This window comes from Nevskia ramosa DSM 11499, assembly GCF_000420645.1.
Classification (GTDB): domain Bacteria; phylum Pseudomonadota; class Gammaproteobacteria; order Nevskiales; family Nevskiaceae; genus Nevskia; species Nevskia ramosa.
Window position 1 is genome coordinate 20,439 of sequence record NZ_ATVI01000007.1, and the last position, 21,503, is coordinate 41,941.

General features: G+C 63.6%; 22 protein-coding genes. 7 read left to right on the top strand and 15 right to left on the bottom strand.

Features of this window, described 5'->3' with window-relative positions:
• Window positions 1-47: 47 nt before the first annotated feature.
• The 4 genes from G513_RS0111470 to G513_RS0111485 are packed head-to-tail and all read right to left on the bottom strand — an operon-like array spanning window position 48 to window position 1,049.
• The gene (locus G513_RS0111470; protein ID WP_022976989.1) at window positions 48-245 is read right to left on the bottom strand and encodes a hypothetical protein; all 198 of its coding nucleotides are present in this window, start codon (window positions 243-245) and stop codon (window positions 48-50) included.
• Window positions 246-277: 32 nt separating this feature from the next.
• A complete protein-coding gene (locus G513_RS0111475; protein WP_022976990.1) occupies window positions 278-490 on the bottom strand; it encodes a hypothetical protein in 213 nt (70 codons plus the stop codon).
• Window positions 487-750, bottom strand: coding sequence for a hypothetical protein (locus G513_RS0111480; protein ID WP_022976991.1), 264 nt, complete (start codon window positions 748-750; stop codon window positions 487-489). Before G513_RS0111480 ends, G513_RS0111475 begins: the two co-directional genes overlap by 4 nt.
• On the bottom strand, window positions 747-1,049 hold the full coding sequence (locus G513_RS0111485) for a hypothetical protein (protein WP_156891602.1): 303 nt from the start codon (window positions 1,047-1,049) through the stop codon (window positions 747-749). Before G513_RS0111485 ends, G513_RS0111480 begins: the two co-directional genes overlap by 4 nt.
• A 312-nt stretch (window positions 1,050-1,361) precedes the next feature.
• On the opposite strand from G513_RS0111485, the gene G513_RS25800 reads away from it, so the two are divergent.
• The 3 genes from G513_RS25800 to G513_RS0111495 all read left to right on the top strand — a co-directional run bounded on the left by G513_RS25800 (window position 1,362) and on the right by G513_RS0111495 (window position 5,541).
• Window positions 1,362-1,967, top strand: coding sequence for a hypothetical protein (locus G513_RS25800; RefSeq protein WP_156891605.1), 606 nt, complete (start codon window positions 1,362-1,364; stop codon window positions 1,965-1,967).
• Entirely contained in the window at window positions 1,925-3,235 is a 1,311-nt protein-coding gene (locus tag G513_RS22660) for a sugar MFS transporter (protein ID WP_022976993.1), read from the top strand. Before G513_RS25800 ends, G513_RS22660 begins: the two co-directional genes overlap by 43 nt.
• 149 nt (window positions 3,236-3,384) lie before the next feature.
• Window positions 3,385-5,541, top strand: a complete 2,157-nt coding sequence (locus G513_RS0111495; protein WP_033417720.1) for a glycoside hydrolase family 3 N-terminal domain-containing protein — start codon at window positions 3,385-3,387, stop codon at window positions 5,539-5,541.
• On the opposite strand, the gene G513_RS0111500 is transcribed toward G513_RS0111495, so the two are convergent.
• From G513_RS0111500 to G513_RS0111515, 4 genes are all read right to left on the bottom strand, one after another.
• Window positions 5,530-6,732, bottom strand: coding sequence for a fatty acid desaturase family protein (locus G513_RS0111500; protein ID WP_022976995.1), 1,203 nt, complete (start codon window positions 6,730-6,732; stop codon window positions 5,530-5,532). The two genes, G513_RS0111495 and G513_RS0111500, sit on opposite strands and share 12 nt — an antisense overlap.
• Window positions 6,733-6,744: 12 nt before the next feature.
• A complete protein-coding gene (locus G513_RS0111505; RefSeq protein ID WP_022976996.1) occupies window positions 6,745-7,866 on the bottom strand; it encodes a ferredoxin reductase in 1,122 nt (373 codons plus the stop codon).
• A 106-nt stretch (window positions 7,867-7,972) separates the two neighbouring features.
• Window positions 7,973-8,863 carry an alpha/beta hydrolase gene (locus G513_RS0111510; protein ID WP_022976997.1) on the bottom strand — a complete coding sequence of 297 codons (891 nt, stop codon included), beginning with the start codon at window positions 8,861-8,863 and terminating at the stop codon, window positions 7,973-7,975.
• The gene (locus G513_RS0111515) at window positions 8,863-9,360 is read right to left on the bottom strand and encodes a DUF2505 domain-containing protein (RefSeq protein ID WP_022976998.1); all 498 of its coding nucleotides are present in this window, start codon (window positions 9,358-9,360) and stop codon (window positions 8,863-8,865) included. Before G513_RS0111515 ends, G513_RS0111510 begins: the two co-directional genes overlap by 1 nt.
• A 123-nt stretch (window positions 9,361-9,483) precedes the next feature.
• Here G513_RS0111515 and G513_RS0111520 point away from each other — a divergent pair, with 123 nt between their 5' ends.
• The 3 genes from G513_RS0111520 to G513_RS26480 all read left to right on the top strand — a co-directional run bounded on the left by G513_RS0111520 (window position 9,484) and on the right by G513_RS26480 (window position 13,038).
• Window positions 9,484-10,488 carry an AraC family transcriptional regulator gene (locus G513_RS0111520; RefSeq protein ID WP_022976999.1) on the top strand — a complete coding sequence of 335 codons (1,005 nt, stop codon included), beginning with the start codon at window positions 9,484-9,486 and terminating at the stop codon, window positions 10,486-10,488.
• A 106-nt stretch (window positions 10,489-10,594) separates the two neighbouring features.
• Window positions 10,595-12,733: a molybdopterin-containing oxidoreductase family protein gene (locus tag G513_RS0111530; RefSeq protein ID WP_022977001.1), complete on the top strand. Its 2,139-nt coding sequence runs from the start codon at window positions 10,595-10,597 to the stop codon at window positions 12,731-12,733.
• Window positions 12,733-13,038 carry a ferredoxin family protein gene (locus tag G513_RS26480; RefSeq protein ID WP_022977002.1) on the top strand — a complete coding sequence of 102 codons (306 nt, stop codon included), beginning with the start codon at window positions 12,733-12,735 and terminating at the stop codon, window positions 13,036-13,038. The genes G513_RS0111530 and G513_RS26480 overlap by 1 nt, the downstream gene beginning before the upstream one ends.
• Before the next feature lie 14 nt (window positions 13,039-13,052).
• On the opposite strand, the gene purF is transcribed toward G513_RS26480, so the two are convergent.
• Both purF and G513_RS22665 read right to left on the bottom strand, forming a co-directional pair.
• Window positions 13,053-14,579 (bottom strand): amidophosphoribosyltransferase, encoded by a 1,527-nt coding sequence (gene purF / locus G513_RS0111540; RefSeq protein WP_022977003.1) that lies wholly within the window; start codon window positions 14,577-14,579, stop codon window positions 13,053-13,055.
• A gap of 5 nt (window positions 14,580-14,584) precedes the next feature.
• Complete coding sequence (locus tag G513_RS22665) at window positions 14,585-15,103, bottom strand: CvpA family protein (RefSeq protein WP_022977004.1); 519 nt, start codon at window positions 15,101-15,103, stop codon at window positions 14,585-14,587.
• A gap of 161 nt (window positions 15,104-15,264) precedes the next feature.
• Here G513_RS22665 and G513_RS22670 point away from each other — a divergent pair, with 161 nt between their 5' ends.
• Complete coding sequence (locus G513_RS22670; RefSeq protein ID WP_022977005.1) at window positions 15,265-16,722, top strand: M48 family metalloprotease; 1,458 nt, start codon at window positions 15,265-15,267, stop codon at window positions 16,720-16,722.
• Between the two features lie 8 nt (window positions 16,723-16,730).
• On the opposite strand, the gene G513_RS0111555 is transcribed toward G513_RS22670, so the two are convergent.
• From G513_RS0111555 to rpsA, 5 genes are all read right to left on the bottom strand, one after another.
• Window positions 16,731-17,732 (bottom strand): SDR family NAD(P)-dependent oxidoreductase, encoded by a 1,002-nt coding sequence (locus G513_RS0111555; RefSeq protein ID WP_022977006.1) that lies wholly within the window; start codon window positions 17,730-17,732, stop codon window positions 16,731-16,733.
• A gap of 61 nt (window positions 17,733-17,793) precedes the next feature.
• Complete coding sequence (locus tag G513_RS0111560; protein ID WP_022977007.1) at window positions 17,794-18,888, bottom strand: tetratricopeptide repeat protein; 1,095 nt, start codon at window positions 18,886-18,888, stop codon at window positions 17,794-17,796.
• A 13-nt stretch (window positions 18,889-18,901) separates the two neighbouring features.
• Window positions 18,902-19,195 (bottom strand): LapA family protein, encoded by a 294-nt coding sequence (locus G513_RS0111565; RefSeq protein WP_022977008.1) that lies wholly within the window; start codon window positions 19,193-19,195, stop codon window positions 18,902-18,904.
• Between the two features lie 49 nt (window positions 19,196-19,244).
• Entirely contained in the window at window positions 19,245-19,553 is a 309-nt protein-coding gene (locus G513_RS0111570) for an integration host factor subunit beta (protein ID WP_022977009.1), read from the bottom strand.
• 160 nt (window positions 19,554-19,713) lie between these two features.
• Window positions 19,714-21,408: a 30S ribosomal protein S1 gene (gene rpsA / locus G513_RS0111575; protein WP_022977010.1), complete on the bottom strand. Its 1,695-nt coding sequence runs from the start codon at window positions 21,406-21,408 to the stop codon at window positions 19,714-19,716.
• Between the last annotated feature and the right edge of the window lie 95 nt (window positions 21,409-21,503).

A 21,503-nucleotide genomic window follows, 5' to 3' on the forward strand; every position in this document is an offset into this window, starting at 1 on the left:
CAGGACCGGCCGAACTTGCGACCGGACAGAGACGGCAGCGGCAGCACTCACGCCGCCGCCCTGGCTTTCGCCTGGCCTTTGTCGTGTGCGATCACCGCATGCAGGCCGCGCCCCGTGATCCGGGCATAGCTGTTGTTGTCGGGCCAAAGCTCAGCGAAGCCGAGCCGAACCACGACCGCCAGCGTTCGCATGCGACGCCGATAGACCAGCTTCCATTCATCCCGCCGCAGCAGCTTCAACAGCATTAGCTGCGGACGCGAGAGCGACGGGGCGGGGGTCACGACCGAACACCCGCCGGAACCGGCGCGCCATGCTCATCACCGATGGAATCGCACTGCACCGCACCGGCCGCGACCACCGCCGCGACGACCAGATGCAGCACCACGCGGCGAACGGTCGCGCGGCGTGCCGAACGGGCAGACCACGAGGCCGAAACCTTGTCGACCATCGGGCCGGCGTGCGAACGATGGACCGCGCGGGCGACGATCACGCCGGCACCTCGACCAGCATCCAGACCGCCCCACGCCCGCCGTCATTGAGCAGCGCGGAGCGTTTCCCGCCCACGGAAACCAGCACGCAAGAGCGCGGCGGCATCTGCCGCAACAGCCGGTCCAAGCAGCCGGCAGCATTCCTTTCCGCGAGCGCTGATTCAGCCCGAGCCCGCGTGCCTGCCTCGGCTGCAATCTCGTATTGGCAAATCAGCGCCGCCAGATCGGCCGAATCGCTGCGCGCTTCCGTGACGCCGTTCACAGAGTCACCGCCGACAGCGTCCCCAACAAAACAGACCATTCCGAGCGCAAACGCAGCGCATCGGCCGGGTGCATCGGCTGGCCGATATTCGCCGCCGCTTCGCGCAGCGCGTTGACCAGTTTCGGCGCGCCCACGATCAGGCCGGCAAGGTCACCGGCAGTCAGCCCGTTGTCAGTAACGACGCGGGTTTCCGGGCCTTCAATGGTGCAAATGGTTTCGCCGGCAAAGCGGCGCTCGACGATGCGAATCAGCGACACACGATCGCGGGTGGAGCGTTCCGCAACCGCCTCGAAAGACACCGAGGCGAGATCAGCGGAGCAGGCAGGTTGCGGATTGGATGGTGCGCGGTTCAGCGGCGATTCAGCCGCCCGCGACGACGTTGCACGCAGGGTTGCAGACATTCGGGAGCCCTCAAGTAGTTAGCCGGTCGCTGCGGTAGCCCGGAAAGTCCCGCCCCGGTAAGGGGGCGGGCGCGACCGGCTAGGGCAGCGAGGCGGACCGTAGCCAACGGACCGACGCTAAGCAACATCACGACGCTACCCAACAGTCCGATATGGGCTTACGCTGCACCGCGACAACTTTTGCTTTTTTGACTCGGCTAGGGGTCAGCTATGAATGCATCGAACGAACTACTTGATCGCATCGCAAAACGTCACGGACTCAAGTCCGATTACGCGATTGCGAAGGCTCTAAGCACGTCAACGTCCCGGATTTCGAGCTATCGAACTGGACGCACTCAGATGGATGACGATTCGGCCGTCCAAGCTGCAATTCTTGCAGGCGAAGACCCTGCAATCGTTATTGCCTCGATTCATTGCGAGCGCGCCAAGACAACCGAGGCTCGCGCGCTATGGGAACGGGTGGCAGCCTTGGCGAGAGGCGCAAACGGCGTTGCGTCACGCGCATTGAGCATCGGTGCCGTGCTGACACTTGGTTTGCTTTTTGGCTCGGCGAGTTTCCCGAACAGCGGCGCGAGGTTAGCGCCGCTTTTAACCGCCCTCGGACTTTACATAATATTTATTGTGCACTTATTATTGGTATCGTTTACGGAACCGTCGACACCAAGGTGTTGCCCAAGAAGACTTCGCCGCTTCAATGATGAAAAATGCCCGGCCGTCGCAATCGACGCCGGACATCACGCCGTAATCGGCGAACTCGTTACCAGGACGAATCCATGGACGTGCCATCCCACGCTGCTGAGACCCGCAGCGGCGTGAAACCCGAAATCGGCGTGACCGCGATGATCGTTGGGCTGTTCTTCGTGTGGGGCTTCTGCACGGTGATGGTCGACACTTTGATTCCCAAGCTCAAGGGCTTGTTTTCGCTCAGTTATGCCGAGGCGATGCTGTCGCAGTTCGCGTTCTTTCTGGCGTATCTGGTGATGTCGATTCCGGCGGGTCTGTTGTTGGCGCGTATCGGCTATCTGCGTTCGATCGTCGTCGGTCTGGCGGTGATGGCCGCGGGCTGTCTGTTGTTCGCGCCGGCGGCGAATGTCGGCTTGTATCCGATGTTTCTGCTTGCGCTGTTCGTGCTGGCGAGCGGCATCACCTTGCTTCAGGTGGCGGCCAATCCGCTGATCGCCAACCTCGGCAGTTTGCAGAGTTCGCATATGCGGCTGACCCTGGCACAGGCGTTCAACTCGCTGGGCACGACGGTCGGACCTTGGGTCGGTGCGGCGTTCATCCTGTCGGCTGGTGTCGATCTGCCCGGCGATCCGGCCACGCTTTCGACCGAGGCCCTCAGCGCGCTGCGCCGACAGGAAGCATCGGTGGTGATGGTGCCGTTCCTGACCATAGCCACCGCACTCGGCATTCTGGCAATCAGCTTCTGGCTGCTGCGCCGGAAGCCCGGTTTGCCAGACGTGCCGCATCAGGTCAGCGGCCGGGCGATTCTGGCACCGCTGCGTCATTCGCGCCTGGCGCTGGCCACGCTGTCGATCTTTCTTTACGTGGGTGCCGAGGTATCGATCGGCAGCATCCTGACCAATTACCTGATGCTCCCCGGCACGCTCGGCGAAACCGCCGCGCGTGCCGGCAAGCTGGTGTCCCTTTACTGGGCCGGCGCGATGATCGGCCGCTTCATCGGCTCTGTACTGCTGCGCAAGATCGAAGCCGCAAGCCTGCTGACGTTCTGTGCTCTCGGTGCGGCCACGCTCGCGGTGGTTTCCAGCCTGTCCACCGGCACTGTGGCAGCAGTGACGATCATCGCCATCGGTCTGTTCAATTCGATCATGTTCCCGGGCATCTTCTCGCTCGGCATCGAGAAGCTTGGCGACGAGACGCCGCAAGGCTCAGCATTGCTCTGCCTGGCCATCGTCGGCGGCGCCGTAGTGCCGGTGATCACCGGGCTCGCAGCGGATCACTTCGGCCTGCCCGCCTCGCTCCTGGTGCCGGCGATCTGCTACGTCGGCATCGCCAGCTTCGCCATCCTCACTCGCATCGGCGCGCTTGATCGCGCCGACGCTCATCACACCTTGCCTGCATGACCGATCAAGCTCCGCCGCCCACGACGACGCGTCGCGCCTTCCTGGCGGGCACCTCGTCCCTCGCCCTGCTCGCCTTCGCGCAGCGCGTCACCGGACAGACGCTGAACCGCGATCACGACGAAGCTGACATCGAGGCGCTGATCGCCCGCATGACCCTGGCGGAGAAAGCCGGTCAGCTCAGCATCTATTCCGATCCCATGCGTATCGGCACGCGTCGGCAGATCAACCCGGACGCTGGCCCAAAGATCGATAACGGGCTTGCGCAGCGCATTCGCGAAGGTCGTTTGATCGGGCTGTTCAACGGCGTCGGTGCAGCCGAAGGCCGAGCGCTGCAGCGGCTGGCGATCGAGGAATCGCGCTTGAAGATTCCGCTGCTGTTCGGCGCCGACGTGCTGCACGGCTTTGCCACGGTGTTCCCGATTCCGCTCGGCGAAACGGCGAGCTTCGATCCTGGTCTTGCCGAACGCACGGCGCGCGCTGCCGCTATCGAGGCCAGTGCCAACGGCATCCACTGGACGTTCGCGCCGATGATCGACATCGGCCGCGACCAGCGCTGGGGCCGAGTCGCCGAAGGCGCTGGCGAAGACCCTTATCTCGGCTCGCTGTTCGCAGCGGCACGGGTGCGCGGCTTCCAGGGTCAACGTCTGTCGGACGCGGACAGCCTGCTCGCCTGCCCCAAGCATTTCGTCGGCTACGGTGGCGCCATCGGCGGCATGGACTACAACAGCGTCGAGATGTCCGAGCAGACCTTGCACGAGGTCTATCTGCCGCCGTTCAAGGCGGCATTCGACGCTGGCGCGCTGTCGACGATGAGTGCCTTCAACGATCTCAACGGCGTGCCGATGATGGCCCATCGGCCGCTGCTCACCGGCCTGCTGCGCGAGCAATGGAAGTTTCGCGGCATCGTCGTTTCGGACTACACCGCCGACCGCGAACTGGTGATGCACGGTGTCGCCCGCGACGATCGCGATGCCACGCGCCTGGCGATCCTTGCCGGTGTCGACATCAGCATGCAGAGCGATCTGTACAACCTCCACCTGCCCTCGCTGGTCGAGCGCGGAGAGGTGCCGATGGCGGTGGTCGACGAAGCCGTTCGGCGAGTGCTGCGGGTCAAGAAGCTGCTGGGCCTGTTCGACAATCCCTATCGCTCGCTCGATCCCGTGGTCGAGCAGCGCGATACCCATACGCCGGCCGCGCGCAGCCTTGCTCGTGAAAGTGCCCGCGCCTCGATCGTGCTGCTGAAGAACGAAGGACAGCTGCTGCCGCTGCGCAAGTCCAGCCAGAAGATCGCGCTGATCGGCCCTTTCGGTGCCGATGCCGACAATCTTGCCGGCCCCTGGTCGCCGTTCTCGGACATGAAGGACGCCGTGAGTCTGGAACAAGGCCTGCGCGCAGTCTTGCGTGATCCGGCGTCGCTCAAGGTGGTGAAAGGCTGCGATCCGGAGCAGATCATTCGCGGTGGTCTTGATGAGGCCGTGGCCGCAGCCAAGGCCGCCGACATCGTGCTGCTGGCGCTGGGCGAGTCACAGGACATGTCCGGCGAAGCTGCGTCGCGGGCGGACATCCTGCTGCCGGCCGTGCAGCAGGCGCTCGCGGAGGCGATCGTCGATGTCGGCAAGCCGGTGATCGTGCTGCTGCGCAACGGCCGCGCGCTGGCGCTGGAAGGCGCGGTGCGCGATGCCTCGGCGATCGTAGTCACCTGGTTCCTGGGCACCGAAACCGGCAACGCGATCGCCGATGTGCTGTTTGGCGATCACTCACCTTCCGGCCGCCTGCCCGTCAGCTTTCCACAGTCCTCAGGCCAGCAGCCGTTCTTCTACGGCCATCGCAACACCGGCCGGCCGCAGACCAATCCCAAGGACCCCTACTGGAAAACGCGCTATCGCTACGTCACCCATGAGGCGCTGTTTCCGTTCGGCCATGGGCTCACCTACTCCCAGTTCCGCTACGGCGAACCGGAGGTCGGCAGCGGCAAGCTGGCCTGGGATGGCGCGATCACGATCCGCACGAAGCTGACCAACATCGGGACTCGCGAAGCCGAGGAAACGGTGCAGCTCTACATCCACGACCGAGTAGCCAGCCTCACCCGGCCAGTACGCGAACTGAAAGGCATCCAGAAGCTGAAACTCGCCGCGGGCGCATCGCGCGTGGTGAGCTTCAAGCTGACACGCGCCGATCTCTGCTTCTACGACGCCGCGATGAACTTCATCGCCGAACCGGGCGAGTTCGAAGTCTGGGTCGCGCCGTCGGCGACCGCCGGCACGCCGAAGGTCTTCGTGCTCGAAGGGTCGCCGCTACGCCCTTGATTGGGCTGGGTGGGCACGCGCCGGATCGAGCGCCTCGCCGCCTGGAAAAGCCAGGCGCAGGTTCTTCAGCCAGGTGGTGCCGAACTGCCGCATCAGCGAGCCGGTGTTGTACGGCAGGCCGTAGCGTGCGGCCAGCGCCTGCACTCTTGGCGCAACTTCCGCGTAGCGGTTGCTGCACATGTCCGGAAACAGATGGTGTTCGATCTGGTGAGACAGATTGCCGGCCAGCAAGTGGAACAGTTTGCCGCCCTTGATGTTGCAGGAGCCGAGCAGCTGCCGCAGATACCAGCGCGCCCGCGTCTCGCCCTCCACCTGTTTCTGGCTGAAGTTGTAGGCGCCGGACGGAAAGTGGCCGCAGAAGATGATCGTGAAGGTCCAGATGTTGCGCATCACGTTGGCGATCGCATTCGCCGCCGCGACCATGCCGAACACCGCCCACGGTGACCAGGGCACGTAGAACGAAATCGGGATGGCAACCAGTGCCGCCGCTGCCGGCCAGGCGATGTAGTCCTTGACGATCTGCCGCCCGGCCTTGCGGCCGATATGGGCGAGCACCGGCTTGATCTCGGCGAAGGTCTTGCGGCCCTTCATGTGATCGTCGATCGCCTGCTCGTGCAGGGCCACGCCCTCCTCGAACAGCAGCATCAGCAGCAGGAAGGCGATCGGCTGGAACAAATAGGCCGGATGCCATTTCTGCATCGGCGTGACCCGCATGATTCCGTAGCCGACATCGAGATCCTTGCCGACCACATTGGTCCAGGTGTGGTGCACCACGTTGTGGGAATGCATCCAGCGATCGGATGGGCCCATCGTGTCCCATTCCCAGGTGTTCGACTGAATCTCCGGATCCTTCATCCAGTCCCATTGCGCGTGCATCACGTTGTGGGCGATCTCCATGTTCTCGAGAATCTTGGCGGTGCCGAGCATCGCCGTGCCCAGGCCGATGATCGCCAGCGTGGTCCACCAGCCGGCCAGCGCGTGGCCCCAGGCCGGCACGAAAAACAGGCCGGCGTAGATGATGAAGCGGCCGACCACGGCCAGGGTCCGCTGGGTGCGGATCACTCGCAGGATGTAGCGGCGATCGCGTTCGCCGCGGCTGTCGAACACTTCGTCGCGGATGGCATCCATCTCGCGTCCGAATTCTTCGATCTGGGCGTCGCTGAGGTCCACGGGCATGCCGGCGCTGTTCATGGTTCGGGGTCCTCAGAGGTCGATTTCACAATCGCCGGCAGCGGCGCAGATGCAGGTCTGGACGATGGCGCCCACTTCGTTGAGCAGCTTGCCGGTGCGCAGATCGCGTACGCAGCCACCGAGCAGCCGGGTGTTGCAGGTGTGGCAGATGCCCATCCGGCAGCCATGCGGTGGATTCATGCCGGCATCCTCGGCAACGCGCAGCAGCGGCGTCAGGTGATCGCCCTGCGCGACGATGCGGCTCTTGCAGAAGCTCACCTTGCCGCCGACGGCATCGGCCGGAACGCCGGCATAGGCAGCACGGAAACGTTCCACATGCAGCCGCCGCGACAGGCCGGCGCCTTGCCAATGTCGCTCCAGCGCTTCGAGCAGCGATTGCGGACCGCAGGCGTAAACCTCGCGCTCGCGCCAGTCCGGACATAGCGCCTCCAGCTGCGCCGCGGAGAAATGCCGCGCCTCGGAACTCTCGACACCGATTTCCCGGGTCAACTGCAGATTCAGCTTGTAACGGGAATGAGTCGCCGCCATCGCCCGCAGCTCGGCACCGAAGATCACATCGAATTCGTGCGGGGCGTAATGGATGTGCGCGGTGTCCGGCAGGCGTTCCTGGGCGATCAGTCCACGCAGCATGCTCATCGCCGGCGTGATGCCGCTGCCGGCGGTGATGAACAGCGGCTTCACCGGCTGCGCATCGGGCAGATAGAAATCGCCTTGCGGCAGGCCCAGCGGCAGGTAGTCACCGGGCTTCACATTGCGCACCAGGTGATGCGACATGCGGCCGCCGGCGATCGCCTTCACGGTGATCGTGATGCAGCGGTCATCGCGCTCCGGCGCCGAGGAGATCGTGTAGGTGCGGGTGTAGTGCATGCCGCCGATCGGCACGCCGAGTCGTGCATGCTGGCCAGCCCGATGGCCGCGCCAGTTGACGCCGGGGCGCAGAGTCAGCGTACGGGCATCCTTGGTCTCGTCCCAGACTTTCTCGACTCGGGCCTGCAGCGAATGGCGAGCCCAGAGCGGATTGACCAGCTCCACGTAATGCGAGGTTCGCAGCGGAAAGGCGAAGTAATCGGTGACGGCGGTGACGCGCGACCACAAAGACGGCGCGCTGCGCATCGGACTCGGATCGGTCTGCATCGGCTCTCCCCTCTTTTATAGTTTTGCTGGCGGCACGAGACGGAAGGACTCTGCCACGTCCGCATCCTTGCAGCCTAGCCGTTCGACGGCGCTGCAAATCCAGCGATCAGGCCGTCGGGATGTGCCGCCGCAGGAACTCGATCTGATCGCCGACCACTCGCTCGAAGCCTTCGCCGACATAGATGTCGAAGTGACCATCGCGATAGCGCTTGATCTCGCCCTTCGGTGCCTTGCGCGCATGGCGCAAGGTCGCCTTGGCCGGCGCCACGGTGTCGGTTTCGCAGACGCAGAACAGCACCGGGCAAGTGATGTCGCTCGTTCGGCGGCCGGGGAAATACCGCACGATGTCTAGGCCGAAGCGCGCCGCGACCTGGTTCTGGAAGGCAAGGCCCGGCGGCACCAGCCGCAGGTAGCCCGGTTCGCAGTCCGGCGCCGTCATCAGCGCCGCCGCACCGGGCTGGCCAGCAAGCGCGACCATGATCGGTGCTCGCCCGAAGGACGCTCCGAGCTTGTCCAGTGCTGCGAGCGCCGTGACCTTCGCCGAACTGATCGGGTTGGCCGCCATCGCGGAAGACAGGCCGTCAGTGAACGGACATTGGGAAACCACTGCTGCGACCTTGCCATCGTCGGCAGCGGCGACCAGCACGTGACCACCGCCGAAGGATGATCCCCAGAGAACGATCTTCGCGCTGTTCAACTCCGCGCGACCACGCACGTAGCGCAGGGCTGATTGCCAGTCCTGCAACTGCCGCTTGATATCGAGCAGCTGGCGCGGTTCGCCACCGCTGCTACCGAAGTGCCGGTAGTCGAACACCAGACAGGCGTAACCGGCGTCGACGAAGCGCTCGGCAAACGCCGGCAGGCGCATCTGCCGCAGGCCGCCGAGGCCATGGCCCATGACGATTACCGGATGCGGGCCGGAGCCGTCTGGCCGGTAAAGCGAGGCGCTGCACCAGGCATCGCCGGAGTCGAAGCGGACTTCGAGGGTCGTGGCCATCAGTAGTCCTTTAGAACCCGGTTGGCGGCAGCGGCATCGTCCTTGAACTTGCTCTGGATGTCCTGAGCGAGAATCTTCGCGATCGTGCCGCCGATCAGCGGCATCGAGCTTTCGATCTTCCAGCGCATGCGATTGACCGCGCCTTGCGGGTGCGCTTCCAGCTTCATGTCGCAGCGGATGGTCACGGTCTTGAAGGCGTGGATGACGATGTCCAGACGGCCGGTTCGCGTCTGCATGTCCCAGGTATCGGTCTGGGTAACGGCCAGCGCTTCGCCGCCGCGGACAAACTTCTGGGCGATCTTGGGCAGTTCGATGCTGGGCTTCATCTTGAAGTTGCAGCAGATTTGAAGCTCGCGGCCCTCCTTTTTCTGGGACACCACCTCGATGTCCTGCAGGCCCAGTTCCCGGTACTTGCGCGGCACGAAGGCGAGATCCCAATACATCTTCTCGACGCGCTCGAGCGGCGCGGGCATGACTTGCTCGTTGCTGAATTCCATCGTCGTCTCCTTCCAGATCGTTCTTATTGGTTAGAGCCATGCTGGATGGAAAGCAGCGGCCGCTCTTGACGATTGCCGACGACGCGCTTGACACTTTGCGCCACTCGGAACCGAGGAGGTCTCGTGGGAAAACCGCTGCATCGGCGTGTGGTTCCGGAATCCTTCGTGCAGCTGGTGTACGAATATCTCGACGCGCGCGGCCATTCGCCGGAGGCGGTACTTGGCGAGCCCTGGCCTGCCGCGCAGGGTGGTGGCGTCGCAGTGGAACGCTGGGCCGGCATGCTGGATCGGGCTGCGCAGCATCTCGACGATCCCCTGCTCGGCCTGCATCTCGGCCAGACCATCACGCCGCGACACCTCGGCGTGCTCGGCTACGTGCTGCTGGCCTGCCACAACCTGGCCGCGGCGCTGGAGCGCCTGGAGCGTTACCAGCGCCTGGTTTTCGACGTCATTCCGATGAGCAGTCGCCCAGGCCCCGGCTGGGTGGAATTGGTCTGGGACAGCTCGCAGTTCCATCCCGGCCGGCTGGTCGGCGAGAACGGCCTGACCGTGGTGACGGCGTTCTGCCGCAGTATGGTTCGCACGCCGGTGTCGCCCTTGCTGGTGCACTTCACCAGTCCCGGCCCCGCCGATGTGCGGCCTTACGAGGACTACTTCCGCTGCCCGGTGATGTTCGGTCAACCGGAAGCACTACTGCGGGTCAGCCTGGACACGCTGGCGCTACCGCTGAAGAGCCCGGATGCCGGCCTGATCGCGGTGATGGAGCGCCACGCCGATCAGCTGCTGGAGCAACTGCCGCAGGAAGACGCCGTCGTCGAGCAGGTCCGCAAGGCCACCGCCTACCTGCTGCACGCGGGCGAGCCGGACATCGAAGCGGTATCGGCGCAGCTCCGCTGTGCATCGCGAACACTGCAGCGCCGGCTCAAGGCAGCGGGCACGGGCTTCCGCGAAGAGCTGGGTCTGGTGCGTCGGGAACTTGCCGAATCCTACCTGCGTGATCCGGGATTGCAGATCGTCGATATCGCGCTGCTGCTCGGCTATTCCGAGCACAGCGCTTTCACCCGCGCCTATCGGGAATGGACCGGGATGACGCCGCAGCAGGGGCGCGAAAAAATCATCACGCATTGATCGAAGCGATGGTTGTCGGCCCGGTTGAATCCATCGCCGGGCTGCAGCATTCTTCGATCAACGCCAACGCCGCCAGCTGCATTCCCTGAAACACGCGAGGAACGCCATGCCGACCCAGCTCTTGAACGACGCCACGGTGATCGGCGCCTGTCCCCACGATTGTCCGGACACCTGCTCGATGCGGGTCTTGGTGCAGGACGGCAAGGTGACCGGTGTCCAGGGCAACCCGGTGCATCCGTTCACGCAAGGCCGTTTGTGCGCGAAGACCAATCACTATCAGGAGCGCGTCTACCACGCTGACCGGATATTGCATCCGCTGCGCCGCACCGGGCCCAAGGGCTCGGGCGAGTTCGAGCGCATTTCCTGGGATGAAGCGCTCGCCACCATCGGCGAGAAATGGAGGGCGATCATCGCCGACGACGGCCCGACCGCGATCCTGCCGTACAGCTATCTCGGCACCCAGGGGCTGGTCAACGGCCTCACCGTCGGTGATCCTTTCTTCAACAAACTCGGCGCGACCGTTTCGGAGCGCAGCTTCTGCGACTCAGGTGCGTCCACTGCTTATGTGATGACCGTGGGACCGACGCCAGGCATGGATCCGGAAAGCTTCCAGCACTCGCGCCTGATCATCCTCTGGGCTTGCAACATGCTCAGCACCAACGCCCACATGTGGCCGTTCGTGGACCGGGCGAAGAAGAACGGCGCCAAGGTGATCGTCATCGACCCGGTCAAGACCGGCACCTCGGCGATGGCGGACCAGCACATCAGAGTGCGCCCCGGCACCGACGGCGCACTGGCGCTCGCGTTGATCCACGTGATCATCCGCGAAGGTCTGGTCGACCAGGATTACGTCGACCGTTACACCATCGGCTTCGAAGAGCTTGCCGAGCACGTGGCGCCGTATACGCCCGAATTCGCGGCGCAGGAAACCGGAATCGACGCCGAGGTGATCCGCAGCTTGGCCCGCGAGTACGCCACCGCGCAGCCATCGGCGATCCGCATCGGCGTGGCGATCGAACGCTCGGCAGGTGGCGGGCAATTGGTCCGCGCCCTCGCCTGTCTGCCGGCACTGGTCGGCGCCTGGCGCAAACCGGGTGGTGGCTTGCTGCAGTTGCCGCTGTGGGCGTTTCCGGTTCGCTGGGACGTGCTGCACCGTGCCGATCTGGCGACACCCGGCACCCGCGTCGTCAACCAGTGGCAGCTCGGCCGCGCGCTGACCGGCGACCTCAAGCTTGATCCGCCGGTCCGTTCGCTGTTCGTCTACAACAGCAACCCGCTGGTGGTGGCGCCCAACCAGTTGCTGCTCAAGGAAGGCCTGGCGCGCGAAGACCTGTTCACCGTCGTCAGCGAGCAGTTTCTGACCGATACGGCGCGCTACGCCGACATCGTGCTGCCGGCGACCACGCAGGTTGAACAGGTGGATCTGATGTTCTCCTGGGGTCATCTGTATCTCACCCTGAACCGGCAGGCGATCGCGCCGCTGGGAGAATCCGTGGCCAACGCGGAACTGTTCCGTCGGCTTGCCACCACCATGGGTTTCGAAGATCCGTTTTTTTATCGCAGCGATGAACAGATCATGCGCGATGCGATGGATTGGGCCAGTCCCGCGATGCAAGGCATCACCATGGAGTCTCTGGAAGAACAGGGCTGGGCACGCCTGAATCTGCCGGCGGCAGACGTATTCGCGCCGCATGCGCAGGGTGGCTTCCCGACGCCATCGGGCAAGGTGGAGCTGAAGGCGTCGATGGCCGCCGGCGGCAACTTCGTGCTGCCGACTTTCCGCCAGGGATCGAACGATCATCAGGATGGCTCGCCGGTGCCGGCGCTGCCGACCTATCGGCCGCCGAATGAATCCGGTGGCGGCGAACAGCGGCGCCCTGCCCGCTATCCGCTGGCGATGATGTCGCCGAAGAGCCATTCCTTCCTCAACTCGACCTACTGCAATCTTCGCCGGCAGGCTTCGCGCGAAGGCGAGCAGAAGCTGTTTCTTCATCCGTCCGACGCCACTGTGCGCGGCATCCGCAGTGACGACGTGGTCCGCGTGCACAACGATCGCGGCTCGTTCGTGGCAGTTGCCAAGGTCGGCGATGAGGCAATGCCGGGCGTGGTCATCGCGCCGATGGGTCACTGGATCGCCAGCTCGCGCGCGCAGGCCACTCCCGCTGCGCTGAATCCCACGGCCCTCGCCGACTTGGGCGGCGCACCGACGTTCTCCGACAATCGCGTCGAAGTGGGGCTGGCCTAATGCCACACGTCGTCACCGACAACTGCGAAGCCTGCCGCTACACCGAATGCGTGAGCATCTGCCCGGTCGATTGCTTCCATGGCTCCGGACAGCGTCTGTACATCGATCCCGATGTCTGCATCGACTGTGCGGCTTGTGTGCCGGTGTGTCCGGTCAAGGCGATCATCGATAGCTTCGATGTCGAGACCGGCGCCGAAGCACTGGTCGAACTCAATCGCCACTGGTCACGCGAGCTTCCGGTGATCGACGAAAAAGTACCGCCGCTGCCGACGGCCGAAGACCGACGCCAGGCGCTGGGCTACTAAGCGCTCAGTGGGGCTTACCGGGCCTGCCGCGCGTTGTGCAGTTCGATGACCACGTTGCCGCCACGGATGCGGCGCGCTTCCTTCGCTGAATCCGAGCGGAACAGCTCGAGCTGGTTCAGGTAGTTGTCGTCGATATCCTGGGTCACGTACTGGCCGGTGAACACCGAGCAGTCGAAGTTGACGATCTTCGAATGCTTGTGGCGCACGGCTTCGATCAGGTCTTCGAGATCCTGGTAGATCAGGCGATCGGCGCCGAGCAGGGTTTCCAGTTCGCCATGGGTACGGCCGTGAGCGACCAGTTCGGTGACCGACGGCATGTCGATGCCGTAGACGTTCGGATAGCGCACCGGCGGTGCGGCCGAAGCGAAGTAGACCTTGCGGGCGCCAGCGTCGCGGGCCATCTGGATGATTTCCTGGCTGGTGGTGCCGCGCACGATCGAGTCGTCGACCAGCAGCACGTTCTTGCCACGGAACTCGACCGGGATCGGATTCAGCTTCTGGCGCACGCTTTTCTTGCGCTGAGCCTGGCCCGGCATGATGAAGGTGCGGCCGATGTAGCGGTTCTTGATGAAGCCTTCGCGGTAGTTGACGTTCAGGCGCGCGGCCAGCTCGGCACCGGCCACGCGCGAGGTGTCCGGAATCGGGATCACCACGTCGATGTCGTGATCCGGCCACTCGCGGAGGATCTTTTCGGCGAGCTTGATGCCCATCCGCAGCCGCGCCTTGTAGACGTAGATCTTGTCCATCACCGAGTCCGGGCGGGCCAGATAGACGTGCTCGAAGATGCACGGTGAATAGCTCGGATTGATGGCGCACTGGCGAACATGAATCTCGCCGTCGAGCGTGATCCATACCGCTTCGCCCGGGGCGATGTCGGCAATCAGCTCGAAGCCGGCGGCATCGAGCGCGACCGATTCCGAGGCGATCATGTAGTCCATGCCGTGCGGACCTTCACGACGGCCATAGACCACGGGACGGATGCCGTTTGGATCGCGGAAACCGACCACGCCGTAACCGCTGATCATCGCCACGACGGCGTAGGCACCGCGCGCGCGAATGTGGACGCGGGATACGGCCTCGAACACGTCTTCTGGCGACACCCGTGGCGAGCCCATCATCATCAGCTCGTGGGCGAAGACGTTGAGCAGCACTTCGGAATCGGAATCGGTGTTCAGATGCCGGCGATCTTCGGCAAACAGTTCCTGCTTCAGCTGCTCGGCGTTGGTCAGGTTGCCGTTGTGGGCCAGTGACACGCCGAACGGGGTGTTGGTGTAGAACGGCTGCGCTTCGGCCGAGGTTGCGGTGCCGGCGGTCGGATAGCGAACATGGCCGATGCCCATGTTGCCGCGCAGGCGAACCATGTATTCGTCCTTGTGGAAAACGTCGCGAACCAGCCCGTTCTCCTTGTGCAGATACAGGCGATCACCTTCGCTGGTGATGATGCCGGCGGCATCCTGGCCACGATGCTGAAGCATCGTCAGGCCATCGTAGATTTCCTGGTTGACCTGACTCTTGGCAACGATTCCGACAATCCCGCACATGTCTGTTACTCCGAATCCGTATTTCGCAGCGGGTTGGCCGGCTTGAGCCAGTTCAGCCAGTCATCTGGCGCAATGCGCGCCAGGTCATCGGCCAGCGGCTGAAGGGCTGGCAGCAGTTTCGATTGCTGAACGACTGGCTCGCGATGCAACGAGGTGAGTTGTACGACCAGGGCCAGCACCGCCAGCACCAGCACACCGCGGGCGATGCCGAAGGCGCCGCCGAGCATGCGATCAAAACTGCCAAGCCCGGCGCCTTTGACGATGCGCGACGCCAGCCACGCGACGAGCGCGCCGACCAGCATCACCGACAGGAAGACCAGAACGTTGGCAACCAGAATGCGCCCGAGCGGCGATTCGATGTGCGGCTCCAGCCAATGGGCGAGATCGGGCGCGTATAGCGCCGTCAGGACGAAGGCTGCAATCAAGGCAGCAAGACTGATGGCCTCGCGGACGAGGCCACGCCAGATGCCCAGCAATAGCGAGAAGGCAACGATGGCGATGAAGACGTAATCGACCCAGATCATGCCGCGTGGACGTCCCCCCGAAAAATCGGGCGAAGTCTACCATCGCCATGAGGCATGGAGGCGTCCGTTTTTTACGTTGCAGACACAGGAAGGTGTTGAAACTTAAGTAAGCCGCAGGTCTCTAAGCGTAAACTCGACGTTACCCCGGGCTTAACTCCTACATGCGCAAAACCTTCCTTTCGCTGGCCATCGCTGCGCTGGCGTTCGTCAGTGCCGTCAGCAACGCCGAGCAGCCGATCATCGATCTGCCCGAGATCGGCAACCCCGCTGATCTGGCCTTGTCGCCCGCGGAAGAAAACGAGATCGGCCAGCAGGTTGCAGCCGAGCTTTACTACTACAACTACGTGCTTGAAGACATCGAGATCGGTGAGTACCTCACCGCACTCGGCTGGCGTCTGGCCGCCTTCGGGACCGAGAAACCGCCCGCCTTCAATTTCTTCCTGATCGCCGATCCGCGCATCAACGCCTTCGCGCTGCCAGGCGCATACATCGGCGTCAACGCTGGCCTGCTGCTGGCGGCGAACAGCGAGAGCGAAGTGGCCGGCGTCATGGCGCATGAAGAAGCGCACGTCACCCAGCGCCATGCCGCACGCGGCCAGAACGACGATCAGGTCGCCACCATCGCCACCTGGGCAGCGGTGATCGCTGCGATCATCGCCGGTTCCGCGAACCCGAACATCGTCATCGGCGCGTTGTCTCTGGGCCAGGGCATCAACTACAACCGTCAGGTCAGCTACACGCGTTCGAACGAGTTCGAGGCGGATCGCATCGGTATCCGCACCTTGGCCGCTGCTGGCTTTGACCCGAACGGCATGGCCACCTTCTTCGCCAAGCTCGAACAGCAGACGCGCCTGTACGGCAATCGTCTGCCTGAAATCCTGCTGACCCATCCCGTCAACTCGACGCGTATCGCCGAAGCATCGGCCCGCGCGGCGAGCTACCAGAAGCGCGACGTCAAGAACTCACCGGACTTCGAGATCATGCGGGCGCGCATTCGCGTGCTGATGGCCGATTCGGCAAGCGAGATCGCGGCGTTCTTCGAAGGCGAACTGAACGCCGGCAAGCTGACCCCGGAGAACCAGTACGGGCTGGCCATGGCATTGCAGATGCAGGAGCACTACGACGAAGCACAGGCTGCGCTGGAACCCTTGCTGAAAGCGGGATCGAAAGCTGTCAGCGTGCCGCTGCTCGAAGCTCGAATCCTGATCGGCCAGGGCAAGACCAATGAAGGGCTGGCCTTGCTGGAGAAGACGCTGAACGGCGTGCCGCGTCATCCGCCTGCCATCCTCGCCTATGCCGATGCACTGATTGCCGCGAACCGCCCCGATGAAGCGCGGCGCGTGCTGCTGTCGCACGAACAGGCACTCGGCACCCGCATCGACACCTATCGTCTGCTGGCCGCGGCGGCCCGCGCATCCGGCAACGTTGCCGAAGCGCAGTATCAGCAGTGCCTGTACTACTACGGTCGCGGCGATGTGCGCGGCGCCTTGCAGCAGTTGAATGCGGGTTTGCGGGTGGCCAGCATCACGACCCAGGATCGCTCACGCCTCAGCGCCAAGCGTCAGGAAATTCTCGAGACCATTCCGAAGGATCAGCTGCGCCGGCTGCAGCGCGAGTAAGGCGCGCCTCAGGTTTCAGTTGCACCTGACTTGAGGCGGCCACTGGCGGTCATCCAGCGATGGCAGTCCTCCAGCAGCGTCACCAGCGGTAGCGGTTCATAGCCAAGCTCGGCGACTGCCTTGGCATTCCGGCAGTAGAGCGTGGTCGACAACAGCTCGATCGCATCCACCGTCAGCTCCGGTTCGCGACGCAGCAACGGTGACATCAGCTCGTCGAGCCGCGCCAGCGCACGCAATGCCGGCAATGGCAGGGAACGCGGCCTGACCGGCACCTTCATCAGCTTGGCAATCGCACGCGCCAGGCCGATGTAACTCGAATCGGCACCACCGAGCAGGTAGTTCGCCCCCGCCCGCCCCCGATCGACCGCCGCGACGTGCGCGCGAACCACCGAGCGCACATGGCAGAAACTGCCACCGCCTCCGGGCATTGCTGGCAGCCGCCCGCGCTCGACCATCCGGAACACTCGCGACCAGTTGTGTTCGTCATGCGGGCCGATGACGTGGGCCGGATTGATGATCACGGCGTTCAGACCGCGACTGATGCCCTGCCTGATCTCGCGCTCGGCGAGCGCCTTGCTGCGCACGTAGTTGATCGTCGAACCGAGACCGCGGGACGGCGTGTCTTCGGATACCGTGCCGCCATGCAGACCGTAGGCGACCAGGCTCGAGGTATGGATGAAACGCCCAGCCCCGGTTTCCAAAGCTGCACGCACCGCATTGCGCGTGCCCTTGACGTTGGTCTTGAGCTGCTCGATGCGCTGCCGCGACCACAGCGAGGTATTGGTCGCGGCATGAAACACCACATCGATATTCGCCGGCATCGCGTCACGCAGGCTTCGATGATCGGTGACATCGCCGATGACACGCTGCGCGGCCAGTTGTTCAAGTCGCTGCAGCTTGGCATCGGCCCGGTGCATGGCCGTCACCTGCCAGCCCTGGGCCAGCAGTTCTTCGACCAGATTGACGCCGATGAAGCCATCGGCACCGGTCACGAATGCCGTACGGCTCATGGCTGCGCACCTGCCCAGGACGGCTGCGCCGCCACCGCGAACTGCCGTTGCCGGCGCAGACTCAGAGGTCTTCCTTCGCTGGTGCGATCGTCGCCCAGTGCTTGCAGCTCGGGCATTGCCAGAACAGCACGCCGGGCTTCAAGCCGCAATTGCTGCAGCTGTAACGCGGCTGCCCTTGCAGACGTTTGCGATACGCCGCGGTCAGGCTGGACGCCGTATCGAAACCGGGCATCGAGGCGTCGATCCAGACCAGCAGGCCACGCCAGTTCGGCGTTTTCATCAGCCGGGTCGCCAGATAGGCCTGCGCGTTGTCACCCTGCTCGGCCAGGATGTCGGCCTTGGCCAGCGCCACGGCCAGCGAATCCGGGTGATCGGCTTCGGCATCGTCGAGAAACTGCACATAAGCGTCGACATCGTCGCTTTCGAGGTGGCAGCGCTGCATCGGCGCCAGCACCTCCGGCAGATACCGGACGTCCTGCTCAATCGCCCGCGTGTATGCCTTGATTGCCGCCTTCCAGTCCTTGGCCGCTTCGGCCAAGCTGGCAAGCAGCAGGCTGGCACGCGCGCAGCCGTGATCAGAGTCGAGAGCCTTTTCGGCACGCTGATGCGCGGTTGCGAGATCGCCGTCATGGCGGGCGTTTTCCGCCAGCTCGCAGTGATGATGGGCAATGCGCCGCGCCTGAGATTTGCCCTGAACACCCTGCAATTGGGCCGCAGTGCGCATCGCCTGCTGCCAGTCTCGGCCCTGCTCATGCAGATCGAGCAACAGTTCCAATGCCTCGCCGAGATGCTGGCCAGCGGCGACCAGGTCGAGCAACAGCTGTTCGGCTCGGTCCATCACCCCACCGCGCAGGAAATCCTGCGCGAGCTCAAGACGTGCACGAGCCCCTTCGTCCGCAGTCAGTTCGGGTCTCGCCAGCACGGCTTCATGCAGCTGGATGGCGCGATCGAAATCGCCACGCTTGCGGAACAGGCTGCCAAGCGTCATCTGCAGTTCGATCGGATCGGTATCGGTCCGCGGCGGCAGATTCATGTCCAGCCGTGGCTCGCCGGGTGTCGAAGGTGCCGGGCGATCCAGCGTCTTGCGCTTGGCCATTGCCAAGCCAAGCACCACGCCTAGTGGCAGGAAAGCCCAGGAGAACAGCGTTTCGAACATCGCCGGCCGGTGCTCAGCGGCTGCCGAGCAGCGGCAGATTGCGCAGGTTCTTGAGCTCGGTTTCGCTGTCGCGCAGAGCCTTGCGCAGACGGCGAATTTCGCGATGCAGGCGCAGCATGCGCAGGCCACACAGCGCCAGGGTCAGCACCGCCGCGATGACGAAGCTGAACGCCACGAGCACGGCGACGCGAACTTCGGCTTGGCCAAACAGATAATGGAAAGTGACTCTCTCGGCATTGAAATAGCCGAGGCTGGCGCCGGTCAGAAACACCAGAGCCAGCAGGATCACGGTCAGCACTCGAAGCATGGGGAAATCGATCCGCGATGGAGTGAAGAAAACGGCGGCTGACCGGCGGTCAGAGGTTCTTCAGCGGTGTGGTCTCGATGCTGGCGTTGACGCGCTCCCGCATTTCCTTGCCGGGCTTGAAATGCGGTACGTGCTTGGCCGGAATCTGCACCGCTTCGCCGGTCTTCGGATTGCGGCCGATGCGCGACGGACGGCTGTGCAGCGCAAAGCTGCCGAAGCCGCGAATCTCCACCCGCTCCTCATGAGCAAGCGCATCACTGATCTGGTCGAGCACCAGCTTCACGGCCAGCTCGACGTCTTTCTGCATCAGGTGGGTCTGCTTCAGCGCAAGCGCTTCGATCAGTTCGGATTTGGTCATAAATGCTTGCGTGATCAAACCTTTGGGACGGTCGACGATAGTGAAAAATAGCTCAGTGCGCAACCGTTGTCGCGCAGTTTTCTGAATTCGAGACACAAAAAAAGAGCCGCGCAGCTGCGCGGCTCTTCTGTGCTGCGGAAAAGCTCGGTGCTGGCTCGACTTAGTTGTCGTTGCCGCCGATCTGTTCCTTGAGCAGGTCGCCCAGGCTGGTCTTGCCAGTCGAAGCGTTGCGGCTGTACTCGGCCACGGCTTCTTCTTCTTCCTGGATTTCCTTGGCACGAACCGACAGCGTCACGATGCGGTTCTTGCGATCCACACCGATGAAGCGCGACTCGAGTTCCTGGCCGACCGACAGCACCTTGGTGGCATCTTCGACGCGCTCGCGCGCCAGATCGCCAGCCTTGATGTAGCCCTCGACGCCACCTGCCAAGGTGATGACGGCGCCCTTGGCGTCGACTTCCTTGACGATGCCCTTGACCATCTGGCCCTTCTGGTTGTCAGCAAGGAACATGGTGAGCGGATCCTGCCCCATCTGCTTGATGCCCAGCGAGATGCGCTCGCGGGTACCGTCGATGGCGAGAACCGTGGCTTCCAGTTCCTGACCCTTCGAATAGCGACGAACGGCGGTTTCACCCGGCTCGTTCCAGTCCAGATCGGACAGGTGGACGAGACCGTCGATGCCACCATCCAGACCGATGAAGATGCCGAAGTCGGTGATCGACTTGATCTGGCCCTTGACCTTGTCGCCCTTCTGGAAGTTCTGCGAGAACTCTTCCCATGGGTTCGGCACGCACTGCTTCATGCCGAGGCTGATGCGGCGACGTTCTTCGTCGATGTCGAGAATCATGACTTCGACTTCGTCGCCGAGATGCACCAGCTTGCCCGGGTTGACGTTCTTGTTCGTCCAGTCCATTTCGGAGACGTGGACCAGACCTTCGACACCCGGCTCGATTTCGACGAAGGCGCCGTAATCGGTGATGTTGGTGATCTTGCCGAACAGACGGGTCTTTTCCGGGTAACGACGTTCGATGTCGACCCACGGATCCGCGCCCAGCTGCTTGAGGCCGAGCGACACGCGGCGACGCTCGCGATCGTACTTCAGGACCTTGACTTCAATTTCCACGCCCACGGTCACGACTTCCGCCGGATCCTTGATGCGCTTCCAGGTCATGTCGGTGATGTGCAGCAGGCCGTCGATGCCGCCGAGGTCGACAAACGCGCCGTACTCGACGAGGTTCTTGACCACGCCGCGCAGGATCGCGCCTTCCTGGAGCTTCTCGAGCAGCATGTCGCGTTCGGCCGAGTATTCGGCTTCGAGCACTTCACGGCGAGAAACGACGACGTTGTTGCGCAGGCGATCAAGCTTGATCACCTTGAACTCGAGCGGCTTGCCTTCGAGATACGCGGTGTCGCGAACTGGACGGACGTCGACCAGCGAACCCGGCAGGAATGCGCGGACGTTGCCGATATCGACGGTGAAACCGCCCTTGACCTTGCCTGTGATGATGCCGATGACGGTTTCCTTGCCCTCGAACGCCTTCGTGAGGCGGTCCCAGGTCCGGATGCGTTCGGCCTTTTCCTTGCTGAAGCGGGTTTCGCCAAAGCCGTCTTCGACCGTTTCCAGCGCCACTTCGATGCGGTCGCCGACCATCACCGTTGCCGGTGCGCCGTCGACCATGAATTCGGCAATGGGGATGACGCCTTCGGACTTGAGTCCGGCGTCGACGATCACAACATCAGCCTTAACTTCGAGCACCAGCGCGGTAACGATGGTGCCAGGCTGCATCGACTGGCCGCCTGAGAGGCTTTCTTCAAACATCTCGGCGAAACTGAGTTCAACGACACTTTCGATCATTCAGCAAGCTCTATAAGTAGGTAACGCTTCCATGGAGCCGCCCTGGCAACATGGTCTGGGATTTAAGGATCGCCATCCTGGCAATCCGCTTTGCA